Annotated in this window: 13 protein-coding genes; 5 read left to right on the top strand and 8 right to left on the bottom strand. The window is 71.6% G+C overall.

What is annotated here, in order from left to right:
• The first annotated feature begins 193 nt into the window (after positions 1-193).
• Positions 194-1360: a glutamine-hydrolyzing carbamoyl-phosphate synthase small subunit gene (gene carA, locus WME79_RS13605; protein ID WP_437535259.1), complete on the top strand. Its 1167-nt coding sequence runs from the start codon at positions 194-196 to the stop codon at positions 1358-1360.
• A 3-nt stretch (positions 1361-1363) separates the two neighbouring features.
• Entirely contained in the window at positions 1364-4636 is a 3273-nt protein-coding gene (gene carB, locus WME79_RS13600; RefSeq protein WP_437535258.1) for a carbamoyl-phosphate synthase (glutamine-hydrolyzing) large subunit, read from the top strand.
• A gap of 299 nt (positions 4637-4935) precedes the next feature.
• Here carB and WME79_RS13595 read toward each other — a convergent pair whose 3' ends face one another.
• From WME79_RS13595 to treY, 8 genes are all read right to left on the bottom strand, one after another.
• A complete protein-coding gene (locus WME79_RS13595; RefSeq protein ID WP_437535257.1) occupies positions 4936-6228 on the bottom strand; it encodes a collagen-like protein in 1293 nt (430 codons plus the stop codon).
• A gap of 900 nt (positions 6229-7128) precedes the next feature.
• Positions 7129-7743 (bottom strand): HMA2 domain-containing protein, encoded by a 615-nt coding sequence (locus tag WME79_RS13590; RefSeq protein WP_437535256.1) that lies wholly within the window; start codon positions 7741-7743, stop codon positions 7129-7131.
• Entirely contained in the window at positions 7740-8024 is a 285-nt protein-coding gene (locus WME79_RS13585) for a hypothetical protein (protein WP_437535255.1), read from the bottom strand. The genes WME79_RS13590 and WME79_RS13585 overlap by 4 nt, the downstream gene beginning before the upstream one ends.
• Complete coding sequence (locus WME79_RS13580) at positions 8021-11395, bottom strand: HAD-IC family P-type ATPase (protein ID WP_437535254.1); 3375 nt, start codon at positions 11393-11395, stop codon at positions 8021-8023. The genes WME79_RS13585 and WME79_RS13580 overlap by 4 nt, the downstream gene beginning before the upstream one ends.
• A 137-nt stretch (positions 11396-11532) precedes the next feature.
• Positions 11533-13914 (bottom strand): PAS domain S-box protein, encoded by a 2382-nt coding sequence (locus WME79_RS13575; protein ID WP_437535253.1) that lies wholly within the window; start codon positions 13912-13914, stop codon positions 11533-11535.
• 243 nt (positions 13915-14157) lie between these two features.
• Positions 14158-14967: a tRNA (N6-threonylcarbamoyladenosine(37)-N6)-methyltransferase TrmO gene (gene tsaA / locus WME79_RS13570; RefSeq protein WP_437535252.1), complete on the bottom strand. Its 810-nt coding sequence runs from the start codon at positions 14965-14967 to the stop codon at positions 14158-14160.
• Complete coding sequence (gene treZ / locus WME79_RS13565; protein ID WP_437535251.1) at positions 14961-16805, bottom strand: malto-oligosyltrehalose trehalohydrolase; 1845 nt, start codon at positions 16803-16805, stop codon at positions 14961-14963. The genes tsaA and treZ overlap by 7 nt, the downstream gene beginning before the upstream one ends.
• Before the next feature lies 1 nt (position 16806).
• Entirely contained in the window at positions 16807-19998 is a 3192-nt protein-coding gene (treY, locus tag WME79_RS13560; protein WP_437535250.1) for a malto-oligosyltrehalose synthase, read from the bottom strand.
• Positions 19999-20683: 685 nt separating this feature from the next.
• Here treY and WME79_RS13555 point away from each other — a divergent pair.
• From WME79_RS13555 to sbnB, 3 genes are all read left to right on the top strand, one after another.
• Positions 20684-21658, top strand: a complete 975-nt coding sequence (locus WME79_RS13555; RefSeq protein WP_437535249.1) for a Gfo/Idh/MocA family protein — start codon at positions 20684-20686, stop codon at positions 21656-21658.
• Positions 21659-21838: 180 nt separating this feature from the next.
• Positions 21839-22795: a 2,3-diaminopropionate biosynthesis protein SbnA gene (sbnA, locus tag WME79_RS13550; RefSeq protein WP_437535248.1), complete on the top strand. Its 957-nt coding sequence runs from the start codon at positions 21839-21841 to the stop codon at positions 22793-22795.
• Positions 22796-22981: 186 nt separating this feature from the next.
• Complete coding sequence (sbnB, locus tag WME79_RS13545) at positions 22982-23989, top strand: 2,3-diaminopropionate biosynthesis protein SbnB (protein WP_437535247.1); 1008 nt, start codon at positions 22982-22984, stop codon at positions 23987-23989.
• Positions 23990-24077: the final 88 nt, after the last annotated feature.

Below are 24077 nucleotides of genomic sequence, written 5' to 3'. Positions count from 1 at the left end.
GCCGGAGAAACCGGTTCCGACGACCGGGGGTGCTTGGACGCCTTGCCTCGAGCATGATGCCGGCCCGCCGCGCGGCGTGCGCGCGGACCTGGTACCCCATGGGCCCACGGCGCTGCATGCGCTCACGGCCCCTCCTGCGTAAGGGTCCGCGCCGCGGCGGCCCAGGCGGTCAAAGAGGATGGATGCGAATCGGATGAAGCTCGTACTCGAAGACGGGACGACCATGACGGGCCGGTGCTTCGGCGCCCCGCGCGCGGTGAGCGGCGAGGTCGTCTTCAACACCGGCATGACAGGGTACGTCGAGACGCTCACGGATCCCTCGTACAGAGGCCAGATCCTGACGATCACGTACCCGCTCGTGGGCAGCTACGGCGTGCCCGCGCCGCGGAGAGCTGGCAGCGTCGACGGGCCCTACGAGGCCGACCGCATCCAGGTGCAGGGGCTCGTGGTCCAGAGCTACGTGGAGCGCTACAGCCACCACGCCGCGGTCCGCTCCCTCGGCGCCTGGCTCGCCAGCGAGGGCATCCCGGCGATCACGGGGATCGACACGCGCACGCTGACGCGGCGGCTCCGGGAGGTCGGGACGATGAAGGGCTGGCTGTTCCCGGCCGAGATGGACCTGGAGCGGGTGAAGCGCTCGGCCGAGGCCGTGGACATGCGCGAGGAGGTGTTCCGCCTCGTTTCGCCCCGCGAGCCCATCACGTACGAGGGCGGCCCCCTGAAGGTGCTCCTCATCGACGCGGGCGCGAAGGACAACATCGTCCGCTCGCTCCTGCGGCGCGGGGTCACCGTCATCCGCGCCCCCTACCACGCGCCCATCGGCGAGCTCGCCGAGAGCGCCGACGGCATCCTCATCGGCAACGGCCCCGGCGACCCCAAGGACCTCGGCCAGCTGGTCGCCGCGCTGCGCGGCCTGCTCGGCACCTACACGAAGCCGATCTTCGGTATCTGCCTCGGCAACCAGATCCTCGCGCTGGCCGCCGGCGGCGACACCTTCAAGCTGCCGTACGGCCACCGCGGCGTGAACCAGCCGGTGCAGGACCTCCTGAGCCGCCGCTGTTACGTCACGAGCCAGAACCACGGGTACGCGGTGAAGCACGAGTCGCTGCCCGCCGAGTGGGAGCCCTGGTTCGTCAACATCAACGACGGCACCAACGAGGGCATCCGCTCGCGGCTCCGCCCCTTCTTCAGCGTCCAGTTCCACCCCGAAGCGACGCCCGGGCCCGAGGACGCAAGCTACCTGTTCGACGACTTCCTCCGCCTCTGCGGCGCGATGAAGGGGTCCTCTGATTCGCGACTCAAGACCGCGGGGGCCGCTGCCGCGGATCCCCGCGCCACCCCCACCGCAGGAAGGAGCTGAGCCATGTACGGCGCCTATCTCCCCAAGAAACCCCGGCGCGTCCTCGTGCTCGGCTCCGGCGCGCTCCAGATCGGTCAGGCCGGCGAGTTCGACTACTCGGGGTCGCAGGCGATCAAGGCCCTCAAGGAAGAGGGGATCGCCACCGTCCTCGTGAACCCCAACATCGCCACGATCCAGACGAGCGAGGGGCTCGCCGACCGCATCCACCTCTGCGCGGTCACCCCGGAGTTCGTCGAGCGGATCATCGTCAAGGAGGAGGTCGACGCGATCGCCCTCTCCTTCGGCGGGCAGACGGCGCTCAACTGCGGGCTCGAGCTCCACGACTCGGGCATCCTCGACAAGTACGGCGTGCGGGTGCTCGGCACGCCGATCAAGGCGATCCGCGACACCGAGGACCGGCGGCTCTTCATCGAGCGCCTCGACGAGATCGGCGTGAAGACGGCCCGCAGCCGCGCCTGCCGCTCCGCGGCCGAGGCCATGGCGGCGGCGCGCGAGATCGGGTTCCCCGTGATGCTCCGCGGCGGCTACGCGCTCGGCGGCAAGGGCAGCGGCATCGTCGAGAGCGAGCGCGACCTCGAGGACGCCGTGCGCCGCGGCTTCGCCGGCGGCGTGCCCCAGGTGCTCGTCGAGGAGTGCCTCCGCGGCTGGAAGGAGATCGAGTACGAGGTCGTCCGCGACGGGCGCGACAACTGCATCACCGTCTGCAACATGGAGAACCTCGACCCGATGGGGATCCATACCGGGGAGTCGATCGTCGTCGCCCCGTCGCAGACGCTGAACGACGAGGAGTACCAGCTCCTCCGCTCGGTCGCGCTGAAGACGATCCGCCACCTCGGCATCGTGGGCGAGTGCAACATCCAGTACGCGCTCGACCCGCACAGCGCCGATTACCGGGTCATCGAGGTGAACGCGCGCCTCTCCCGGTCGAGCGCCCTCGCCAGCAAGGCGACGGGCTACCCGCTCGCCTACGTCGCCGCGAAGATCGCCGTCGGCTACACCATGCCGGAGATCGCCAACGCGATCACCCGCAGGACGACCGCGTTCTTCGAGCCGGCGCTCGACTACCTCGTCTGCAAGGTGCCGCGCTGGGACCTCGGCAAGTTCCGCGGGGCCTCGATGCGGATCGGCAGCGAGATGAAGAGCGTCGGCGAGGTCATGGCCATCGGCAGGACGTTCCCCGAGGTCATCCAGAAGGCGCTCCGCATGCTGGACATCGGGGTGAAGGGGCTCGACCCCGACGCGTTCACCTTCCAGGACCTCCGCGACGAGCTGAAGAACGCGACGCCGCTCCGGATCTTCGCCGTGGCCCGCGCGCTCCAGGAGGGGATGTCGGTCGACGAGATCCACGACCTCACCAAGATCGACCGGTGGTTCTTGAACCAGATCGAGCCGATCGTGCGGATGCAGCGGGACCTGAAGGCGCTCAAGGTCGCCGTCCCCGCGCAGGCCGACAAGGCCGCGGCCGCGCAGCAGCCCGCGCTCGAGGAGGCGACCCTCCGGGAGGCGAAGCAGCTCGGCTTCAGCGATCGGATGATCGGCACGCTGACGGGCGCGCCGCGAGGCTCGATCCGGGAAGCCAGGAAGCGGCACGGCATCGTGCCGCACCTCGCCCAGATCGACACGCTCGCGGCCGAGTTCCCCGCCGAGACGAACTACCTCTATTCGAGCTACCACGCGTCGGCCACCGACGTCGCGCCGTCGTGGCGGAAGAAGATCATGGTGCTCGGCTCCGGCGCCTACCGCATCGGATCGAGCGTCGAGTTCGACTGGTGCTGCGTCAACGCGATCCGCGCGGCCTCGGAGCTCGGCTACGAGACCATGATGCTGAACTACAACCCGGAGACGGTCAGCACCGACTACGACACGTGCGACAAGCTGGTCTTCGACGAGATCAGCTTCGAGACGGTGCTCGACATCTACGAGCGGGAGCAGCCCTACGGCATCGTGGTCAGCATGGGCGGGCAGGTGCCGAACAACCTGGCGCTCCGGCTGCACGAGGCGGGGGCGCGCATCCTCGGCACGAGCCCGGGGAGCATCGACACCGCCGAGGACCGGAAGAAGTTCAGCGATCTGCTCGATCGGCTGGAGATCGATCAGCCGCGCTGGGCGCACGTCGTCGACGCGGCCCAGGCGGGCGAGATCGTGAACAAGCTCGGCGGCTTCCCCGTCCTCGTGCGGCCGAGCTACGTGCTGAGCGGCGCGGCCATGAGCGTGGCGCACGAGCCCAACGAGCTCGATCGCATCCTCGCCCGAGCCAAGGCCGTCTCCCCCGCCTACCCCGTGGTCGTGTCCAAGTTCGAGACCCACGCCCGCGAGGTGGAGATCGACGCGGTCGCCGATCGCGGGGAGATCATCCTCTGGGCGATCAGCGAGCACATCGAGAACGCCGGCGTCCACAGCGGCGACGCGACGCTCGTCCTGCCCCCGCAGTCGCTCTACATCGCGACGATCCGCAGGATCAAGCAGATCGCCCAGCAGGTGGCGCGGTCGCTCTCGATCACCGGGCCGTTCAACATGCAGTTCTTGGCCAAGCACAACACGGTCAAGGTGATCGAGTGCAACCTGCGCGCGTCGCGGAGCTTCCCCTTCGTGTCGAAGGTCACGGGGAACAACTTCGTCCGGGAGGCGATGCGCAGGATGCTCGGCGTGTCGCAGCCGGTCGAGAACCGCGGGCTCGACCTCGATTACGTCGGGGTGAAGGCGCCGATGTTCTCGTTCTCGCGCCTCGTGGGGGCCGATCCGATGCTCGGCGTGGAGATGGCGAGCACCGGCGAGGTCGGCTGCTTCGGCGACGACATGCACGAGGCGCTCCTGCACTCGCTGCTCGCGACCGGCTTCCGGTTCCCCAAGAAAGGCGTGCTGCTCTCGCTCGGGCCCCTCGAGGACAAGTACTGGTTCGCCGACGAGGCCCGCGTCATCGCCGAGCACCTGAAGCTCCCCATCTTCGCGACGCCGGGCACGGCCGAGGCGCTCCGGGCGCTCGGGCTCGCGTGCACGAGCCTCGCGAAGCAGCCTGACGAGGGGGAGACGGCGATGAGCGCCATCGAGCAGGGGAAGGTGGATCTCGTGATCAACATCCCCCGCGAGTACGACCAGCTCGGCCGTCCGGATGGCTACCTGATCCGGCGGCGCGCGGTCGACGCGAACATCCCGCTCATCACGGACCTCCAGCTCGCGCGGGCGGTCATCGGGGCGATGCGCTCGAAGAGGATCGAGGATCTGCGGACCCTGTCCTACGACGAGTACCTCGCGCGGAGCCCGGTGGCGCTCAGGTGACCTGAGGCGCCACCGCGGCGGCGAGGAGAGGCTCCGCCGGGTAGCTCGGGAGGTTGTGCCGAGCTGCCCGGCCCCGCGACGGACATTCCCGCACGGGGCCTGTCACCTTCCCGAGAGCAGAACAAACACCGGTCCCCTCCGCGCTCCGCGACGGACACCCCCGCACGGGGCCGGCTGCCTTCCTGAGAGCAGAACCAACAGCGGCCCTCTCCGCGCTCCGCGACGGACACCCCTGCACGGGGCCGGCCGACTTCATGAGAGCAGAGGCGGGCTCACGAACCCGGACGGCGGGCTCGCCCTCAGTCGTTCGTTACGATGAACCAGCCGTTCACCATGCCGTTGCCGGTCGACGCGCTCGATCCCTGGATCGAGCTGGTCCCCTCATTGCGGAGGCACATGCCGACATTCCATTCGCCCTCTGGCAGCACCGTCGTGGCAGAGACCGAGTAGGTCGTGCGGGTCGGCGTGAAGTAGTGGCTCGCAAAGGTGCCACCGAAGAAGTTGACGGGACCGCCGGTGCCGCCGCGCCGCTCGTAACAGAGGCCGAGCGGGGCGACGAACGGAGCGCGGGACGGCTGCAGCCCGAGCGGCACAGAGGCCGATCCGGTCACACGCTGGCTGCGGGTGATGTTCACCGTCCCCGTGGGGCCGACGAAGACATACGCGGCACTTCCACCATCAAAGCTGGGAGCAACGTTGCCCGCAATCGCGATCGTCGCGACCACACCCGTCGGCCCCTGGGGCCCTGTTGCGCCCACTGGCCCCGTCGGTCCCTCCGGCCCCGTCGGCCCCTCGGGTCCCATCGGTCCCTCGGGCCCCATCGGCCCCTCGGGCCCTGTCGCGCCCTCGGGGCCCATCGGTCCCTCGGGCCCCATCGGTCCCTCCGGCCCGATCGGCCCCATGGGCCCCATCGGTCCCTCGGGCCCCATCGGTCCCCTCTCGCCGGGCAGGCCAGTCGGCCCCGTCGGCCCCTCGGGCCCTGTCGCGCCCACGGGCCCCGTCGCTCCCTGGGGCCCCGTCGGCCCCGTCGGCCCCTCAGGCCCCTTCGGCCCCTGGGGTCCCGTCGGCCCCTCCGGCCCCTGGGGCCCTGTCGGCCCCATGGGCCCCGCGATTCCGCTCGAGTTGCCTACCCAGTTGCCGCTCTCGTCGATGACGACCCTGCCGCCGATCTTCACCAGCTTCGGCGTGATCTCACCAACAGCGTTGTTCGCGACCATCGCATACGGGACGCTCCCTATCGAAGCGCGAGGCTCCATCTCCTGATCGTCCCCGACCGTGATTCCGATGTAGCGAACCGAGCCGTCAAAGACCTTCGCGGCCTGCTCCTCGGTGAAGTCGAGCACCGTGGAGAAAAAGCCCTCATCGAACGAGAGCGCGATCACCTCGCTCCAGAGCGGCTCGTCGTCGTCCTCGGCGGCGTAGATGGCGAACGTCACCGAGAGGACGTCATTGACCGGCTCGCCGTTGGCTGTGAAGAGACGCCCCTGATGCGAGATCTGCATCGGTACGGCGGCGGCCGCGCTGCGCACGAGGCCGACGGAGGCGGCGAGAAGAACACCCATCGCGAGGACACGCCGTCCCATCCCGTTCATGGCAAGCTCCCGTTCGCCCCGACCAGACCGCCCTGCACGCGGTAACTCGGTGAGGTCGTCTTTCCCTGATTCTGCGTCGGCTGGCCGAGCGTGAAGACCATGCGATAGCTCGGACTCCTCACGACCTTCCCCGCGCTGACCATCTCGCCCGCGGCGATGCCCCGCTCCCCGACCTCGGGACGCCCACCTGCCCCACCCCCGCCCGCCGAAGCCACAGGATCGCCTGCACCGGCCCCGCCAGCACCCCCGAGACCCTCACCCCCCGACCCGGCCCCAGCCACGGACACGTCGGGACTGCCACAGCTACAGCCCGGAAACACGGCGAGTGATGCAACAGTCAGGCCTAGCCACACCGGGAATTGCAGTCGCACCATCAACGTGTTCCCCTCTGCTTCCGGGGCTTACGATCCGGACCAAGAAGGTACGCGCCCAGGCACCAAGGTTCAATCTATTCCCGAGCCATTGTGAGACATCGCCGCTTTACGTCGGGGTCAACAGGCGGCGCCACGAGCTCGAAAGCGCACCGACACGTTCACGCCGCGATCGCAAGGCGATGTCCGAGGCGAGCTGAACGTCGAGAATCCTGGCCCCGCCGGCGGAATGCCCTCGTCCCACGCTCTCCTGCCCTCCGCGCGAGCGCGCGGGGACAGCTCCCGCCGCGCGCGCCGAGCCGATGGGCTCGCCTTCAGCCGCGCCCGGAGCGCCCCAACCGGCGGTGCGTCCGCGGAGCGGACATGCCTCTCTACAGTGGTTTCCGCCCACCTCTGCGACGCGCAGAGCGACGGTCACCCGCACAGGAGACGGGCCCAGATCGGCGTTTTCGGCGCGCAAGCGCACTCCGGTGCGCTGAGCACCGAAAACGCCGAGGTGGGCCCGTATCCGAAGCGGGTGACCGTCGCTCTAGAGATCGTCGCAGACCGGGCCCGCCTCGCCGGGCCCCTCGCCCGTGACGCCCGCCTGGCCCTGCGCCCCGCCGCCGCTGTGCAGCTCCTCCGAGATCGCCCCGGGGTTGAACGTCATGAACCACCGGAGCGACCACCAGAGCAGGTTGAACCAGGCCGGCACAGGCAACCTGCGCGTCGCCCCGACCTCGGCAAGCCCCGCCGCCGCGAAGACGACCGGCAAGATGGTGCCCAGATCCGCGCGGTAATCCATCGCCTCGCGCACATCGGCGTTGATCCCGGCAAAGGCGTGCGCGACCGCGCGGGCGACGCGCGTCGGGCCAGGGTGCCCCTCGGGCCGCGGCGCGCCGATCGGGTGGCCGTCGTCGTCGCGCGCCCCGTCGACCAACCCGGCGAGCCGGGCGCGGAGCCGCTCCGGATCGAGCCCGCCCACGGAGCGCTCGACGATCACCGAGCCCGTCATCGGACGGATCGAGACGACCTCGCAGGCGGGATCGGCCGCGAGCTGCTCCGCGATCCGCTCACACACCCGACGATGGCCGGCCAGCGCCGGCGCGCGCAGGCGGACGCGCCGCGCAAGGGCGTGGACGACGAGGACCGGCGGCGACGTCATGACGACGGCTCGCCGTGGAGCTCCGAGGCGCCGTTGCTCTTGTGCGCGGCCCGCTCGCCGCGCGCCCCGCCCGCGGCCTTCTGGCGCACCCGCTCCGTGACCTCGGCGAAGAGATCCTCGACGTGCTCCCGCTGGCGCTCGAGCAAGCCGAGGCCCAGCCTGCCCAGGTGGAGCCCGAGCGCCGCGATCTCGACGACCACCGGCCGGAGGTGCTGCTTCTTGCCCATCAGGAGGACGGCCGCGCCGACCCCCAGGGCGAACGACGGTGGATGGAACTTCATGATGCCATGTCTCCCTTGCGCAGCCCGGCGACGCGCGCGGCGCGCACGCCTTGCTTGCGTCTCGCGGCCGCCCCCGCATCGTCGCCTGCGCCCTGGTCCGTTTCCGCTTCCGCTCTCGCGTCTGCCGCTTCCGCCTCTGCTGACGCGTGCGGTTCCGATTCCGGTTCCGATTCCGATTCCGACTCCGATTCCGATTCCGCGCGCCTGCCGTTGACGATCACGATCTCGCGGCCAGCGCTCGGGGAGCGCGCCAGAGGACTGCGGAGCAGCGCTGGCAGCGCCCCCACGGCGACGGCGAGCGCGAGCTCCCCGGCACGGAGGCGCTGCGCCCCGAGCAGGCGGCCGAGGGGCCTGGAGCCGAGCGTGAGCGCCTGGAGCGCGGACGTGGCGGCGAGCGCGCGGGCCACGTGCGGGTTGTCCCCGCGGAGCGCGGCCGCCGTAGCGCCCTCCCCGGCGCCGGCGCGGCAGGCCAGGATGTGGAGCAGCTGCGCGATCACCAGCGCCGTGAACGCCCTCGTCCCCGCGGTCGCCCGGCCGCCGAGCGCGTACGCCGACAGCGACGCGCCGGACATCGCAGCCGCGTCCACGCCCAGCGCGCGAAGATCGGCCGCGCCGAGCAGCCGCGCCGCAGGGTCGCGCGGGGGGCGCTGCATGACGCCGGCCTCGGCCGGCTCGAGCGCGAGCGCGAGCGCCGGCGCCACGTCGGTGAGCAGGTTGATCCAGAGCAGCTGCAGCGGCGTGAGCGGCGAGGCGCCGCAGAGGGCGCCGACCAGCATCGTGAGGACCTCGCTCGCGTTCGTCGCGACGAAGTAGGCGATCGCCCGGCGGACGTTGTCGTGCAGCCGCCTCCCCTCGCAGACCGCCTCGGTGAGGCTCGGCAGATCGTCCTCGGCGAGGACCACGTCGGCCACGGCCCGCGCGATGTCCGTGCCGCGCTTGCCCATGGCCACGCCGACGTCGGCCGCCTTGAGCGCCGGCCCGTCGTTCACACCGTCGCCCGTCATCGCCACGATCGCGCCGCCCTGCTGGAGCGCCCGCACGATGTCGAGCTTGGCCTCCGGGGTGACCCGGCTGTGCACGGCGTCCGGCGAGATGCCGAGCTCGACGCCGATCGCGCGCGCGGTCCGCTCCTGATCGCCCGTGAGCATCAGGGTGCGGATGCCTGCGCCAGAGAGGGCCTCGAGCGCCTCCCGAACGCCGGCGCGCGGCGGGTCGCGGAGGCCGACGAGGCCGGCGAACTCGAGCGGTGCGTCGTTGTCCGGCCGGCCGTTCTGCCGCCACGCGAGCGCGAGCACGCGCAGCCCCCGCGAGGCCATCGCGTCGTTGTGCCGGAGCACCTCGGCGCGCTCGTCGCCGGCCCCCTCGCGCGGTGCGTCGCAGCGCGCGACGACCTGCTCGGGCGCGCCCTTCACGAGCTCGATGTGCCCGAGCTCCGGGTGGTCGTGGACCGTCACCATGAACGCGCGCTCGGCCGAGCGTCGCGCCTCGCTCACGCGCCGCGCCGCGAGGCGCCGCGCCGACACGGGGTAGCCGGCGGCGAGCGCGAACTCCACGAGGGCGCGCTCGGTGCCGCTGCCCTGGACGACCTTGCCCGCCTCGCTCAGCTCGACGTCGGCGTTGAGCGCGGCGATGCGCGCGAGCGCGTGCACGCGCGGGGCGGCGGCGTCGACCTCGCGCCCGTCCTCGCCGATCAGCGCGATGCCGCGCCCAGGCCCCGCGCCGCCGCCCCGGCGCGCGGCGCGCTCCACCCGCAGCGCGCCCTCGCCGGGGAGGAAGATCTCGGCCACCTGCATCCGGTTCTCGGTGAGCGTGCCGGTCTTGTCGGCGCAGACGACGCTCACCGCGCCGAGCGTCTCGGCCGCGGCGAGGCGGCGGATCACGATGCCGGAGCCGCGCAGGCGGCGGCTCGCGAGCGCGAGCGCCGTGGTGCCCACGGTGGGGAACCCCTCGGGGATGGCGGCGACGCCGAGCGCGACGGCGCTCCGCAAGAGCGCGCGGAGCGGCCTCCGGCGCGCGAGGCCGACGACCATCACCGCCGACGAGCTCGCGAGCGCGAAGGTCGCGAGGCGCCGGCCAATCCAGGCGAGCTCCTGCTCGAGCGGCGGGGCGCGCTCGGACTCGCGGGAGAGCGCGCGCTGGATGTCCCCGAGCGCGGTCCAGCGGCCCGTCGCGACGACCACCGCCGCCCCGTCGCCCGAGGCGATCGTGGTGCCCGCGTACACCATGCCGCGGCGGTCGGCGAGCGGCGCGCCCTCGTCGACCCTCGCGGCGCACTTCTCGGCGGGCTCGCTCTCGCCGGTCAGCGTGCTCTCGTCGGCGGCGAGGCCGTGGGCGTCGACGACGCGCGCGTCCGCCGCGACCGGCTCGCCGGCGCGCAGCGCGAGCACGTCGCCCGGCACGATCTCCGACGCGGCGAGCCGCTGCTCGCGCCCGTCGCGAACGACGCGCGCCCACCCGACGCGGAGGTCGCCCCACGCGTGCAGGAGCTCCTCCGCGCGCGACTCGGTGTACGTGCCGATCGCTGCGTTCGCGCCGACGACGAGGAGGACGGCGCCGGCGTCGATCATGTCGCCGAGCGCGAGCGACAGGCCCGCCGCGCCGAGGAGCATCCCCGTGGGCACCGTGAAGATCTGCCCGGCGAGGATCTCGATCGACGAGCGGGTCGCGACGCCGGCGAGCTCGTTCGGGCCGACCGCGCGGAGGCGGCGGCGCGCCTCGGCGGCGCGGAGCCCCTCGCGCGGATCGACGCCGAGCGCGCGGGCGACCTCGCCCGCGTCCTCCGCGTGGGCGCAGAGCGCCACGTCGACGCGGCGGGCGCGCTCTCCTCCGCCCTGCCCGGCTGGCGCGCCCTCACCCTGCCCGGCCGGCGCGCCCTCACCCTGACCGGCCGGCGCGCCCTCGCTCCCCCAGGTCCGCGCCTGCCACGCGCGGCGCTCGCCCTCGCCCGCCGCGCCCTCGCGAGGGCGCGCATAGCGGCGCGCCGCGCGCACGAGCGCGCCCACGCCCTCGGCCATGGCCCGCGCGGCGCGGCGCGCGGACGGCGGCGGCGGTGCGCCTGGCACGGCGTGGGCGCCAAGCACGAGCGCGGCCTCGTCGGCCGCGTCCTCCCCCACGCGCACGAGCACCCGCCCGGTGCGCGCGCTCGCCCGCGCGGACACGACGCCGGGGATCGCCGCAAGGTCGCGCTCGATGCGCGCGGCGCGCGCAGCGTCTCCGAAGAGGCCGGCCACCTCCGCGCGCACCCGCGCGATCCCGGCGGGCCCGTGCAGATCGCGCGCAGGCGTGCGGTCCGCGCGAGCGCGCCGCCGCGCGCCGCCGCGGCCCCGGCGCCCACCACGAAGATCGATCCAGCCCGTTCCCCGACGCTCCATGATCCTCCGCGCTGAGGCGGAGGCCTTTTCAAAGGTCGAGCCAGCGCCTGTGTGCGAGCGAGCCACATCGAGCCGCCGGGCCGGCGCGGCGGCGCACCAGCGCCCTCGTCGCCGTCACGCCCGCGCCCTCGTCGCTGTCACGCCCGCGTCGCCACGGAGGCCAGGAGGCTCTGCAGCGAGCCCGGATCGATCGGCTTGACGAAGTGCATATCGAAGCCGGCCTCGCGGACCCGGCGCTGGTCCCGCTCCTGGCCATAGCCCGTCAGCGCGATCATCAGCGACGGGGCGACGTCCGCGCTCTCCTCCAAGGCCTTCAAGGTCCGCGCCACGCCGCAGCCATCCATCCCGCCGGGGAGGCCGATGTCGCACAGGATGACCTCCGGCTGGAACGAGCGGGCCGCTTCCACCCCCGCGGCCCCGGACAGGGCCACCTCGACCTGATGGCCGTTCATCGCGAGGAACATCTGCAGCATCTCGGCGGCGTCCTCGTTGTCCTCGATGATCAGGACGCGCAGCGACCTGACGGCGTCCGCCGGCCTCGAGTCGAGGCGCGGCGGCGGCGCGGCGCGCTCCGGGGACGCCTCGGGCCCGCGCGCGAGCGGCAGGCGGAGGACGATCTCCGTCCCGTGGCCGACGCCCGCGCTCTCGGCCGATGCAGTACCGCCGTGGAGTTCGACAAGACCCTTTACGAGCGCCAGCCCCAGCCCGAGCCCACCCCGGTTGCGGTCCAGGCTGTGCTCGGCCTGGCTGAACGGCTCGAACATGCAGGCCAGCGTCGCCGGCTCCACGCCGATGCCGGTGTCGCGGACGCCGATCACGGCGGAGCCGTCCGACGTCGCCGACAGCGCGACCGTCACCCGACCGCCGGCGTCGGTGAACTTGTTGGCGTTGTGCAGCACGTTGCTGACCGCCTGCGAAAGGCGCGTGGGATCGCCGGAGACCCAGAGCGGCTCGATCGGCAGATCCAGCTGGAGCTCCAGGCCGCTCGCCTCCAGCGTGCTGCGGTAGTCCTCCGCGGTCTGCCGGAGCAGCCGGGGCAGGTCGCAGCGCTCTTTCCTCAGCTGGATCCTCCCGCGCGCCACGCGCGACACGTCGAGCAGGTCGTCCACGAGCCGGGCCATATGCGCCACCTGCCGCTCGATCACGCCGCACGCCCGCAGGAGCGGCGGCTGCTCCGTCCCGGTGTTCCGCAAGATCTCCACCGCGTTGCGGATGGGCCCGAGCGGATTGCGCAGCTCGTGCGCCAGCATCGCCAGGAAAGCGTCTTTGCGCTGGTCCGCTTCCCTCAGCGTCGCCTCCCAGGCGTCGCCGGCCCGCTTTCGCTCGGTGATGTCGTGAGCGATGGAGACCAGGAGCCGTCGGCCCGCCGCGTCCTTCCCCAGCGGCGCCGCGCTGAAGACCCACGTGCGCCTGGCGCCGCTCGCCGTGATGATGGTGAGCTCGTTCTCGTCCGAGGCCTCCTCCAGATCGAACAGGGACGCCACCCTGGCGCGGACGGCGGCCCCCGTCGCCCCGTACGCCCTGTCGTACCACGCCGTCACGGTGGGGATCTGCTCGTGGGTGTACCCGCTGATGTCCGTCCACGCGCGGTTGACGCAGACGACATGCCCGTCCTCGGCGTGGATCATGATGGGGAACGGGGTCTCCATGATGGCCCGACGCAGCCCCTCCTCCCGCTCCTGCAGCTGGAGCTCCGCCTCCTTGCGCTCGGTGATGTCGATGATCGAGCCGACGTAGCCGAGGAACTCGCCGCCCGGGCCGAGCCGCGGAGCGGCCGAGTCGATGCACCAGCGGTACACGCCATCGCGGCGGCGCACGCGGAAATCCATCCTGTAGGCGTCCCGCCGCTCGTGGGCTCGCTGGAACGCCTCCTCGGCCGCCGACCGGTCCTCGGGGTGCACCGCCTCGAGCCAGCCGGTGCCCAGGGCGGCCAACTCGGTCTGGCCCGAGAAGTCCAGCCAGCCACGGCTCGCGTAGCTGCAGCCACCGTCGGCGCCCGTCATCCAGCTCATGACGGGCGCGTGATCGGCCATGTTGCGGAAGCACGCCTCGCTGTCGCGCCGGGCCTCCTCGGCGCGCCGCCTGGCGGTGCTCTCGCGCCCGGTCTCCAGGACGAGCCGCCGGCGCTCCGCCCCTTCGACGAGCCGGAGGCGGCTCTCGACAAGGATCTCCCGGCCGTCGCGGGTCGTGCGCCGGATCTCGCCGTCCCAGAGGCCGTCGCGCGTGAGCGCCGCTTCGATCTGCGCGCGCGGCGCCGGCAGGGCGGTGCGCAGGAGATCGTGGCTCGACCGCCCGACGGCGTCGCGCGCCGGGAAGCCGTAGAGCTGCTCGGCCCCGTCGCCGAAGTACACGATGGCGCTCGATCCGCCGAGCTCCCACGCGAGGGTCGCCTCGCCGAGCCGGTCCAGGAGGGCCGCCTTCAGCCGCAGCTCCCCCGCGATCTGCCCCCTGTCGCCGCGGCCGTCGTCCGGCGAGGCCGCGTACGGAACCGGCGAGGGCGCGCAATGAAGGGGGCTCACCCCCTGGTTGGCCGAGCTGCAACGACGCTGCGGCCGCACCGTCAGCAGGCGTCTCCGTCGAGCCCGCTGGCCCGATAATCACCCGAGATGTCCCCGATGAACACACTCAGCATTTGTCCGCCTCGAGCGCATGCTGCAAGCGACAGGGGCGTGAATCGTCACGCGAGATCCGCGGAATAAAAGGCGATCTGCGCGTGCCTGGCGAGCAGGCGGCGCGCTGGTCGATCGCCGATCGCCCGTCCGCTAGCCGCGGCCGAACCGCTCCACGAACCGCCGGTGCGCGTCGAGCTCGGGGCCCTCGCCGCCGACGAGCTCCTTCTCGCGGTAGCCCGTCGCCACCGACAGCACCTCGATCCGCCGCCCCTCGGCCCTGAACCGCACCCGCCACGACGTCACGGCGAGGCGCATCGCGTCCCCGTCGGCGCGGATCCGGCGGTAGGGGTGCGGCTGCGGGCCGAGCGCGAGCACCCGGTCCACGCGCTCCCGCAGCGCGAAGCCGTGCGCCTCCTCGATCCACGCGGCCTGCTCGGCGGCGCGCGCGCACCACGCCACCTCGAAGCCGGGCTCGGGGTCGACCGGCGCACCGCCGCCCGGCTCCTCCGCGAGCGGCGTGAGCCAGCCGGTGCGCGCGTGCGGGTGGGCGTCCGCGTACGGCACGTAGGGCTTCAGATCGAGCACCGGCGTGCCGTCGATCATGTCCACGCCGCCGACGCGCAGGGTGAGCCCGTCCACCGCGAGGAGCCTCACCGCGCTGAGGCCGATGGGGTTCGGGCGGTGCGGCGAGCGCGTCGACAGCACGCCGCGCCGCTTGCCGGAGCTCCGCGGGGGCAGCACCTTCGGGCGCCAGCCCTCGTTGAGGTGGAACCAGAAGACCACCCAGAGGTAGTCCCACCCCTCGATGTCCGAGAGCGCGTGCTCCAGCCCGAGCCCCGGCACGAGCTCGATGGTCCCCTCGGCGCTGCCCGCGGCGTGGGGCTGCCGCGGCGCGCTCACCTTATCGGAGAACGGCGTGCGCACCACGCCGATGGGCGTGAACGTGACGGGCTTCAGCATGGGGCCCCGGAGGCATCGGGCACCTCGACGATCAGGACCGCCGGCCCCTCGAGCTCCACCCAGCCGCGCTCGATCGGGGGCCGCCGCGCCGCGCCTCCGAACCTCGGCTCCTCGCTGAACGCGAGCGCCCGCGCCTCCGGGCGGCCGAGGTCGAGCGAGAGCGCGCCCCGGAGCGCGCAGAGCGCGATCACGGCGGCCCCGCCGCCACGGCGCTCGATGCAGATCGCGTCCGGCGAGAGCGCGTCGGCCGAGAAGGCGCCGCGCGCGCGGCTCCGCAGCGCGGGGTGCGAGGCGCGGAGGCGGAGGAGCTCGCGGTACCACTCGAGCACGCCGGCGTGCTCGGGCCGCTGCCGCTCGGCGTGGTCGAGCTTCGAGCGCTGGAACGTCCGCGGATCCTGCGGATCCGGCACCTCCGCGCCCGCGAACGCCGCGAAGTACTGGAACTCGCGCCGGCGGCCCTCGGTCACGAGCCGGCCGAGCTCGGCCTCGTGATCGGTGAAGTACTGGAACGGCGTCCGCGCGTTCCACTCCTGGCCCATGAACAGGAGCGGCGTGTACGGCGTGAGCAGGAGCAGCGCCGACATCGTCCGGAAGGCCGCCGGGCTCACGTTGTCCCCGAGCCGATCGCCGACGGCGCGGTTGCCGATCTGATCGTGGTTCTGGATGCAGTGGACGAAGCGCGGCGGCGGCACCGGATCCGCGGGCGTGCCCCGCGGCTTGCCCGTGTGCTTCGAGATCTGCCCCTCGTAGAGCCACCCCTTGCGGATGGTCGCCGCGATGTCCTCCGCGGTGCCCGTGTGATCCTCGAAGTAGCCGTCGCGATCTCCGGCGAACAGGACGCGCAGCTCGTGATGGAAGTCGTCGGACCACACCGCGTCGAGGCCGTGCCCGCCCTGCGAGACGGGCGTCACGAGGCGCGCGTCGTTGTGGCTGTCCTCGGCGATCACGAGGACGCGCCGCCCCTCGCCGGCCGCCCGCGCGCGCTCGCCGATCTCCCGGAGGATGTGGGGCTCGGAGTCGTCGACGATCGCGTGGGTCGCGTCGAGGCGGAGGCCGTCGATGTGGAAGTCGCGGATCCACATCTCGACGTTCTCGAGGACGAACGCGCGGACCTGCTCGGCGCCCGCGCCGTCGTAGTTCACCGCGTCGCCCCAGGGCGTCTTGTGCCGATCGGTGAAGTAGCGCCTCGCGTAGGCGCGGAGGTAGTTCCCGTCGGGTCCGAAGTGGTTGTAGACGCAGTCGAGGATCACGCCGATCCCCGCGGCGTGGGCCGCGTCGACCAGGCGGCGCAGGCCCGCCGGGCCGCCGTAGGCCGCGAGCGGCGCGAAGAGGTCGACCCCGTCGTACCCCCACCCGCGCTCGCCCGGGAAGCTCGCGACCGGCATGAGCTCGATCGCCGTGATCCCGAGCTCCCGGAGCTCGGCGAGCCGCCCGATGAGCGCGTCGAACGTGCCCTCCGCGGTCGCCGCGCCGACGTGGACCTCGTAGAGGACGAGCTCCTCGAGCGCGACGCCGCGCCACCCCGCGTCGGTCCACGCGAACGAGGGGTCGTCGACCGCCGACGGGCCGTGGACCCCGAGCGGCTGCGCGCGGGAGTACGGGTCCGGGAACGGCCCCTCGCCGTCGATCCGCACCTTGTAGAGCGCGCCGGCCCCGAGGCCTGGCGCCGTCGCCTCGAAGGTGCCGCCGCCGGTCGGGGCCGCAGGCAGCTCGCCCGTGACCTCCTGGCCGTCGGCCCCGTAGGTGACGATCTCGATCCGATCGTGGTCGGGCGCCCAGACGCGGAAGCGGACCGCGCCGCCCTCGAGCCACGCGCCCATCGTGCGCTTCGCCTTCATGTCACTGGCCTCGCTGCGCCGCCCGCAGGAGCAGGGCGACGGGGAAATCGGAGAGCACGCGGTCGAGCGGGAGCGCCGCGCCGTCGCCGGGCTCGGGCGGCGCGGTCGCGTCGCGCGGCGGAGCGGCGGACGGCGACGCCTCGAGCTCGGCGCCGGTGAAGAGATCCGTGTAGAGGCCGGGCTCCACGTCGACCGAGGTGCCGGCCCACGCCGCGCCGATCGGCGGAGAGCAGGCGCCGCCGAGCAGCCGCGCGCTGAACCGGGGCGCGACCACGACGAGCGAGCGCCCGTCCGGCGCGCGGCGCGCGAAGGAGACGACGTGGGCCTCGCGCTCGCCGATCACGGCGCGCGGCGCGTAGTCCCCGTCGGCCCCGAAGAGCGCCGGGTGGCGCCGGCGCAGCTCGAGCGCGACGTGCGTGACGAACAGCTTGACGCGGCCGTCGCGCGCCTCGGCGCAGAGCTCGCGCGCGAGCGCGCGGCCCCCGCCGCGGGGCCGCCAGCGCGCGCGGATCTCCGCGAGCGCCCGCTCGCGCACGGCGTAATCGACCGGGCGGCGGTTGTCCGGGTCGACGAGGCTGAAGTCCCACACCTCGTTGCCCTGGTAGATGTCGGGCACGCCCGGCGAGGTGAGCTTCAGGAGCGTCTGCGAGAGCGAGCCCCACATGCCGTGGTACGCGACCACGCGCGCGAGCGGCAGGAGCGCGCCCACGACCTCCGCGGACGCGAGCGCCTTGCGGACGAACGCCTCGACGGCGGCGTCGTACTCGGGCTGCGCGTCGATCCAGGACGTGTTGACCTTCGCCTCCTTCGTGGCCTTGCGCATGTAGTCCACGAGGCGGTCGGCGTACGCCGAGAGCGCGTCGCCCTCGGGCGCGCGCGGGCCGCGTTCGCCGCCGAGCAGCGGCTCGATCGGCAGGCTGCCGAGCAGGGTCTGGTAGAAGAGGTACTCCTCGTTGCCGTCCGGCGCGAGGCGGCCCTCGATCTCGGCCTTGAGCGGCGCGGCGGCGGCGGCGGCGCGGTGGAGCGCCTCCTCCCAGGCCGACGGCAGCTCCGAGAGCACGCTGATGCGCGCCCGCACGTCCTCGCTCCGCTTCGTGTCGTGCGTCGACGTCGCGAGCATCGAGTACGGCCACGCCCTGTGCCGCTGCACGTTGCCGCGGTGGAACGCGAGGACGCTCGATCCGTAGCGCTCGGGCTCGCCCCCGACCTCGTTCAGCGACACGAGCCGGTTGTAGATGTAGAACGAGGTGTCCTCGAGCCCCTTGGCCATCACCGGCCCGGTGAGCTGCTGGAACTTCATCACGAAGTCGCAGAAGAGGTGCCGGTCCTCTTCGCGGAAGAGATCCGTGCCGTCGAGCATGAGGACCGAGCGCACGAACGTGAAGATGGAGCCCTCCATCGTCGGGTTCTGCCGGCGCGCGAGGGCGACGGCGCGGCCGATGGCGACGCGGTCGTGATCGGAGATCGCCGGCGTCCGATCGTTGATGTAGGTGCGGTAGACCGGGAAGCACGCGATGACCTCGCGCAGCGCCTCGTTGAGCGAGCCCAGGGTGAAGTCGCGGAAGCGGCGGTCGCGCTCGGTGAGCCGGTTCAGGGCGTGGGTGAGCACGTTGAGCTCGCTCGCCAGGGCCGTCCGGAGGATCACCTTCTTCTTCTCGTAGACGAGCGCCTCGAACGCCATGTGGTCTCCGATGAACCGCTCGTAGATCGCGGTCATCTGCCCCTCGCTCGAGGCGTCGACGAAGAGCTCGCCCACCAATGCGGTGAAGTCGTAGCCGCTCGTCCCATGGACGGGCCAGGCTTCCGGCAGCGTCTCGCCGCGCGCAAGGATCTTCTCGACGACGACGTAGAGCGGCCGCGCGTTCAGCGCGTCGCGCGCGGCGCGCTCCGAGAGGGCCGCGCGGAGGGCCGGCTCCAGCCGGGCGAAGCGGGCTTCGGGGCGGCGCCGGGGGTCGAGGAAGCTCCGCTGCTCCGGCTCGTCCGCGGCCTCGGCGAGGAAGCGGCGCCGGCAGCGCTCGATCAGGTAGCCCTGCTGGAGATCCTCGAAGTAGCCGATCGGGTCCCAGAGGCCGTCGGGGTGGTCGATGCGCAGCCCCGTGACCTGGCCCTGCTCGCAGAGCTCGAAGACGAGGCGGTGCGCCTCGGCGAACACCGGCCGGTGCTCCATCCGGATCGCGGCGAGGTCGTTGATGTCGAAGAACCGGCGGTAGTTGATCTCCTCGGCGGCGGTGCGCCAGAAGCTGAGGCGGTAGGCTTGCTCCTCGAGCAGCGCCTCGATCGGGTCGAAGCTCCGCGGATCGCCCGCCTTGCCGTTGATGCGCAGGACGCCCTCGGCCACCGCCGCCGCGACGTCGGGCGAGTCCGCGACGAGCGACGCGAGCCGCCGCTTGAGGATCTCCTTCTCCCGACGCCGCTCGATCACCTTGGCCCGCTGTGTCTCGGTCCGCGGCGGCATGTTGCGGAGCCCGGTCAGGATGCTCTGCAGCTCGAGGAGCGCGTCATGCTCCTCGCCGAGCGCGGCGACGAGCCCTGGCACGAGCGGCCCGATGATCATGCTGTACGTCCGCGGGTTCACCGGGAAGACGTGATCGAAGTACCGGAGGATGAACGCGCCGTTGTCGAACTCGATCTTGAGCTCGCCGCGCTCGAGCACGCGCCCGAAGTGGTCGCCGAGCACGGGGAGCAGCACCTTGTGCTTGAGCTCCGTCTTGAGCGGCGCCCAGTCGATGTCGAAGAACGGCGCATAGAGCGAGCTCGGGCCGTTCTGGAGGACATCGTTCCACCAGGCGTTGTCGGAGGTGCCCACGCCCATGTGGTTGGGGACGAAGTCGAGCAGGAGGCCCATGCCATGCGCCGCGAGCTCGCCGGTGAGCCGGTCGAGGTCGGCGCGCTCGCCGATCGCGGGGTTGAGCGCGTTGTGGTCCACGAGGTCGTAGCCGTGCATGCTCTCGGGGCGCGCCTTGAAGAACGGCGACGAGTAGAGATCGCTGACGCCGAGGGCGTCGAGGTAAGCGACGACGCGCCGCGCCTGCTCGAAGGTAAAGTCCTTGTTGAGCTGCACGCGGTACGTGGCGCGCGGCAAGCGAGGCGCCACGCCCTCGCCCGCCGCGTCGGCGAGCTGCGCTGCCGTCACCTGCAGGCCAGCGCCGTCCGCATGGCCGCTCGTCTGCTGTTCGTCTGACGTTCCGGTCATCCCTCGGTTGCCTCCGGCGGCAGAATCTACTGCGAACGAAGCGATGAGCATCCGCGGATCTGCGCAGCTCGCGCGGCTCCTGTCCTTTCGGCTTGCGACACGAAGGAATGACCTGATGCGCCTACGGGGAACGCAGCAGCAATGAGGTTGGCGCCATGGATCACGGCGGGGTCACGCGTAGATTCGGAGGGATGACGGGCTCAGCGGCTATCGAACGCATGCCGGGCTCAGCCGTCGTCGAGCGTGCTTCGCAGGGTCGACTCGACAGGAGCTTTCCTGCGAAGAGCGCGCTTGCTCATCAAAGGCATATGCGAACAGCGCGCCGACATGAGCAGAGAGCGTGTCTGAGCTCCTGTTGAGCCAGGGCAATTGCCATCGCCCGCGAGCGCGCTAGCCGGCGTGGAGCTGGACAAGGCTTGCCGCTCCGGCTGGCGTCGCATGCGAGCCAGGCGTGGGCTCACGAGGAGGCTCCCCGTTCTCGGCCCGGTAAATGGCAGCGCATCGTTCCACCCAAACCGGACGATGTGGATGCGCGGCGCAACCCCCGCATGACGTTGGCGTGACATTCATCGTACGGCACGGCGGGGTGCGAGGATCGAAGACGCGCGGGTCACGCTTGCGCTGTGAGGCAGCTCCGTAGTATACCGCACCGGAGTCCGTCGAATTTAAGGATGGACGGCTGGGTATGCGCAAGATCGGCGTTGGAATCATCGGCTTCGGCACGATCGGCGAGCGGATCGCTCGCCTCTTCGCGCAGCGCCCCGATTTCCAGGTCGTCGCCGCGTGGGACCCATCCGCCGAAGGAGCTCAGCGCATCGAGGCATTCGACCGGGCTTGCCTGCGGGGCGCCGCCGAGGAGGTGGTCGCCGCTCCGGCTGAACTGATCTACATCGCCTCGCCGCCGGCGACCCACCTCGAGCACCTGCGCCTCGCCGCAGGGGCGGGCAAGGCGATCCTGTGCGAGAAGCCGCTCGCTGTCGACGTCGGCGAGGCGGCGGTGACCGTGGATCAGCTCGAGCGCGCCGGCGTGCGCGCCGCCGTCAACTTCGGCTTCGCCGTCTCGCCGCCGGTGCAGGCGCTCGGGGACGCGCTGCGCGCCGGGCGCATCGGTGAGGTGCAACAGGCGCGCATCGACGCCTCGTTTCGCGCGTGGCCTCGACCGTGGCAGCCCGCCAGCGGCTGGCTCGTCGGCCGGCAGGAGGGCGGCTTTGTCCGCGAGGTGCTGTCGCATTTCGTGTTCCTGGCGCAGCGCCTGCTCGGGGCGCTGCGCGTCGAGCGCTCGCGCGTCGATTTCCCGGCGGACGGCGTCGCGTCGGAGACGGCGATTCAGGCCCGGCTGACCGCGGGGGCCATTCCCCTCGAGGTGAACGCCTGCGTCGGCGGAGAAGAGGACGATTTCAACGCCTTCACCCTGATCGGCGAGCGCGGAGCGGGCCGCACCCATCACTGGTACAACGCCGAGATCCGGGAAGGCGCGAGCTGGGTCGATCTCTGCCCCGCCACGCCGGAGCAGGCCCTCACGCGCAACCGGACGGCGCTGCTCGACGACCTCGCGGCGATGATGCAGGGCGGCTCGCACGCCCTCCCTGGCTTGCGTGAAGCGCTCTCGGTCCAGAGCTGTATCGAGCGCCTCCTCGCCGCTGGGGCGACGGGCCCGTAATTCGGAGCCGTTGTTCGTCGTCAGTCGCCATCAGTCGCCATCAGTCGCCATCAGTTTCCATCATTCACCGTCAATCATCGTCAAATACCATCAGTCGCCGCCCGTTCAGCCAGCGGAACGGAGTTCGCTCAGGTCGCCCCGTGGAATGGACTTCACGTTAGCTCACGAGAGTAGTCTCCCATGGCTGAAAAACTCTTAACGAAGGTCACCTCGCTCCTGGGGACCCTTCGACAAACGACCGTGCTCCCCCTCGAGTGCGATGGGGTCAAACTCTTCGCCAAGCTCGAGGGGCACAACGCGGTAGGGAGCTTGAAGGATCGTCCCGCGCTCTGGATCCTGCACCAGGCCATCAAGCGGGGCGAGATCCACGACAAGACCGTCCTCATCGAGTCCTCCTCGGGGAACTTCGCCGTCGCGCTCGCGTTCTACGCGCGCCAGCTCGGCCTCGAGTTCATCCCGGTGATCGATCCGAACACGACGGAGGCCTACGAGTCCCTCTTGCGAAGGCTCTGCCCCAATGTCGTCAAGGTGACCGAGCCCGACGACATGGGTGGCTTCTTGAAGGCGCGGCTCCAGAAGCTCCGGGAGCTGCGAGAGAGCATCCACGATTCGTACTGGACCAACCAGTACGGCAACATGGACGCGCTCGGGGCCCACTACCGGTTCACGGGCGAGGAGATCTGCTCGGCCTTCTCCGAGCTTCACTACGTCTTCGTGGGCGTGAGCACAGGAGCGACGATCGCCGGTATTTCCCGGCGTGTGAAGGAGTCGTTCCCGAACGCACGCATCATCGCCGTCGACGCGCAGGGCTCGGTCATCTTCGGAGGCGCTCCAGGGCCGCGCCACATCGCGGGTATCGGCGCCAGCGTCCGCTCCAAGCTGGTCGACGAGGCGAAGATCGACGATGTCGTCCTCGTCTCCGAGGTCGAGACCGTGCGCGCCTGCCGCGAGCTCCTCACGCGGCATGGGCTGCTCGTCGGGGGGTCGTCTGGCTCGTGCTACGCCGCGGTGAAGAGGCTCCTCCCGAGGATGCGCTCCACAACCCCCCCATCGGTGCTGTTCGTCTGCGCTGACCGCGGCATCTCGTACGCGGACACCATCTTCAATGACGCCTGGACGTCCAGGCTCGGCGCGTAGAGGACGCATCCCGGAGGATCGGGTCAAAAGGGGCTCTCCTGGCGCGCCTCGTGACGAGCGAGGCAGCGCGGAGCCCAGGCGGCCGACCACCATCTTTCAACACATCTCTCTGACCGGCGATCGCGCTGCCTCGGAGGAGCGACGCCAGGCTCGGGGCCAGCGTGAGACAACGGAGATCGCATTAGAATGGATTTCTCGATCATTACGGGCAAGGTGATCCACGAGATCATCCATGCCGACATCCCCGCCTGCGTCGAGCGCGTCAAGAGCGCTTACCTGATGCACGAGGACGGGCAGACCGTGAACCCGGACAGCTATTTCCTGCGGTTCCCGGAGCAGCCGCGGAACCGCATCATCGCGCTGCCCGCGTTCCTCGGGGGAGACGTCGGCGTCTCGGGCATCAAGTGGATCGCGAGCTACCCCGACAACATTCGCCGAGGGATCCCGCGGGCCTCGGCGGCGCTCCTCCTGAACAGCTACGAGACGGGCTACCCCTTCGCCTGCCTCGAGAGCTCCATCATCTCCGCCGCCCGCACCGCCGGCTCGGCTGCGCTGGCGGCCGAGTGGATGAACGGCGGCAAGCGCGCGGTGAGCAGGCTGAGCATCATCGGCAATGGGCTCATCGCCAGGTACATCTATGCGTTCCTCCTGGCGCTCGGCTGGGAGATCGGGTCGGTGCTGCTGCACGATCTGGACAAGGCGGAGTCGCAGCGGTTCGCGACCCAGGTGTGCAAGCCGGGTCGCCACGGCGCGATCGACTGCGTTTCAAGCTTCGAGGCCGCGGTCACCGGCAGCGACCTCATCGTCCTCGCCACGGTCGCGGGTGAGCCCTACATCCTGGATCCGGCGCTGTTCTCGCACAACCCGCTGGTGCTCAACATCTCTCTCCGCGATCTCGCGCCGGAGATCCTGCTCGGGTCCTACAACATCGTGGATGACGTCGAGCACGTGATGAAGGCGAACACGTCGCCGCACCTCGCGGAGCGGCTGACCGGGGGCCGGAGCTTCGTGACCGGGACCCTCGCCCAGCTCATGCGCGGCGAGCGCCGGATCGGCCGCGACAAGCCCGCGATCTTCTCGCCTTTCGGGCTCGGGGTGCTCGACCTCGCGGTCGGCCGATGGGTCTACGACGTCGCGGGCGCGCGAGGCCAGCGCATCGTGGTCGACGACTTTTTCTTCGAGATGGCGCGCTGAGCCAGGTGAACCGTGCGCCTCGCATGGCGCGTCCGTCCGGTGATGACGGCGATCAGGAAGCTTGATGTCGCCGGCGTGACCATGCCGC

Origin of the sequence: Sorangium sp. So ce726 (assembly GCF_051521405.1) — a bacterium.
Classification (GTDB): Bacteria; Myxococcota_A; Polyangia; order Polyangiales; family Polyangiaceae; genus Sorangium.
Note: the sequence above shows the minus strand (reverse complement) of the source record. Positions and strands in the feature narration are given on the sequence as shown.

Bases quoted from the DNA above. Each gene is read 5' to 3' on its own strand.
- tsaA (WP_437535252.1), bottom strand. From the start codon at position 14,967: ATGCTGAAGCCCGTCACGTTCACGCCCATCGGCGTGGTGCGCACGCCG.
- WME79_RS13585 (WP_437535255.1), bottom strand. From the start codon at position 8,024: ATGAAGTTCCATCCACCGTCGTTCGCCCTGGGGGTCGGCGCGGCCGTC.
- carB (WP_437535258.1), top strand. From the start codon at position 1,364: ATGTACGGCGCCTATCTCCCCAAGAAACCCCGGCGCGTCCTCGTGCTC.
- WME79_RS13590 (WP_437535256.1), bottom strand. From the start codon at position 7,743: ATGACGTCGCCGCCGGTCCTCGTCGTCCACGCCCTTGCGCGGCGCGTC.
- sbnA (WP_437535248.1), top strand. From the start codon at position 21,839: ATGGCTGAAAAACTCTTAACGAAGGTCACCTCGCTCCTGGGGACCCTT.
- treZ (WP_437535251.1), bottom strand. From the start codon at position 16,805: ATGAAGGCGAAGCGCACGATGGGCGCGTGGCTCGAGGGCGGCGCGGTC.
- sbnB (WP_437535247.1), top strand. From the start codon at position 22,982: ATGGATTTCTCGATCATTACGGGCAAGGTGATCCACGAGATCATCCAT.
- treY (WP_437535250.1), bottom strand. From the start codon at position 19,998: ATGACCGGAACGTCAGACGAACAGCAGACGAGCGGCCATGCGGACGGC.
- WME79_RS13595 (WP_437535257.1), bottom strand. From the start codon at position 6,228: ATGAACGGGATGGGACGGCGTGTCCTCGCGATGGGTGTTCTTCTCGCC.
- WME79_RS13580 (WP_437535254.1), bottom strand. From the start codon at position 11,395: ATGGAGCGTCGGGGAACGGGCTGGATCGATCTTCGTGGTGGGCGCCGG.
- carA (WP_437535259.1), top strand. From the start codon at position 194: ATGAAGCTCGTACTCGAAGACGGGACGACCATGACGGGCCGGTGCTTC.
- WME79_RS13555 (WP_437535249.1), top strand. From the start codon at position 20,684: ATGCGCAAGATCGGCGTTGGAATCATCGGCTTCGGCACGATCGGCGAG.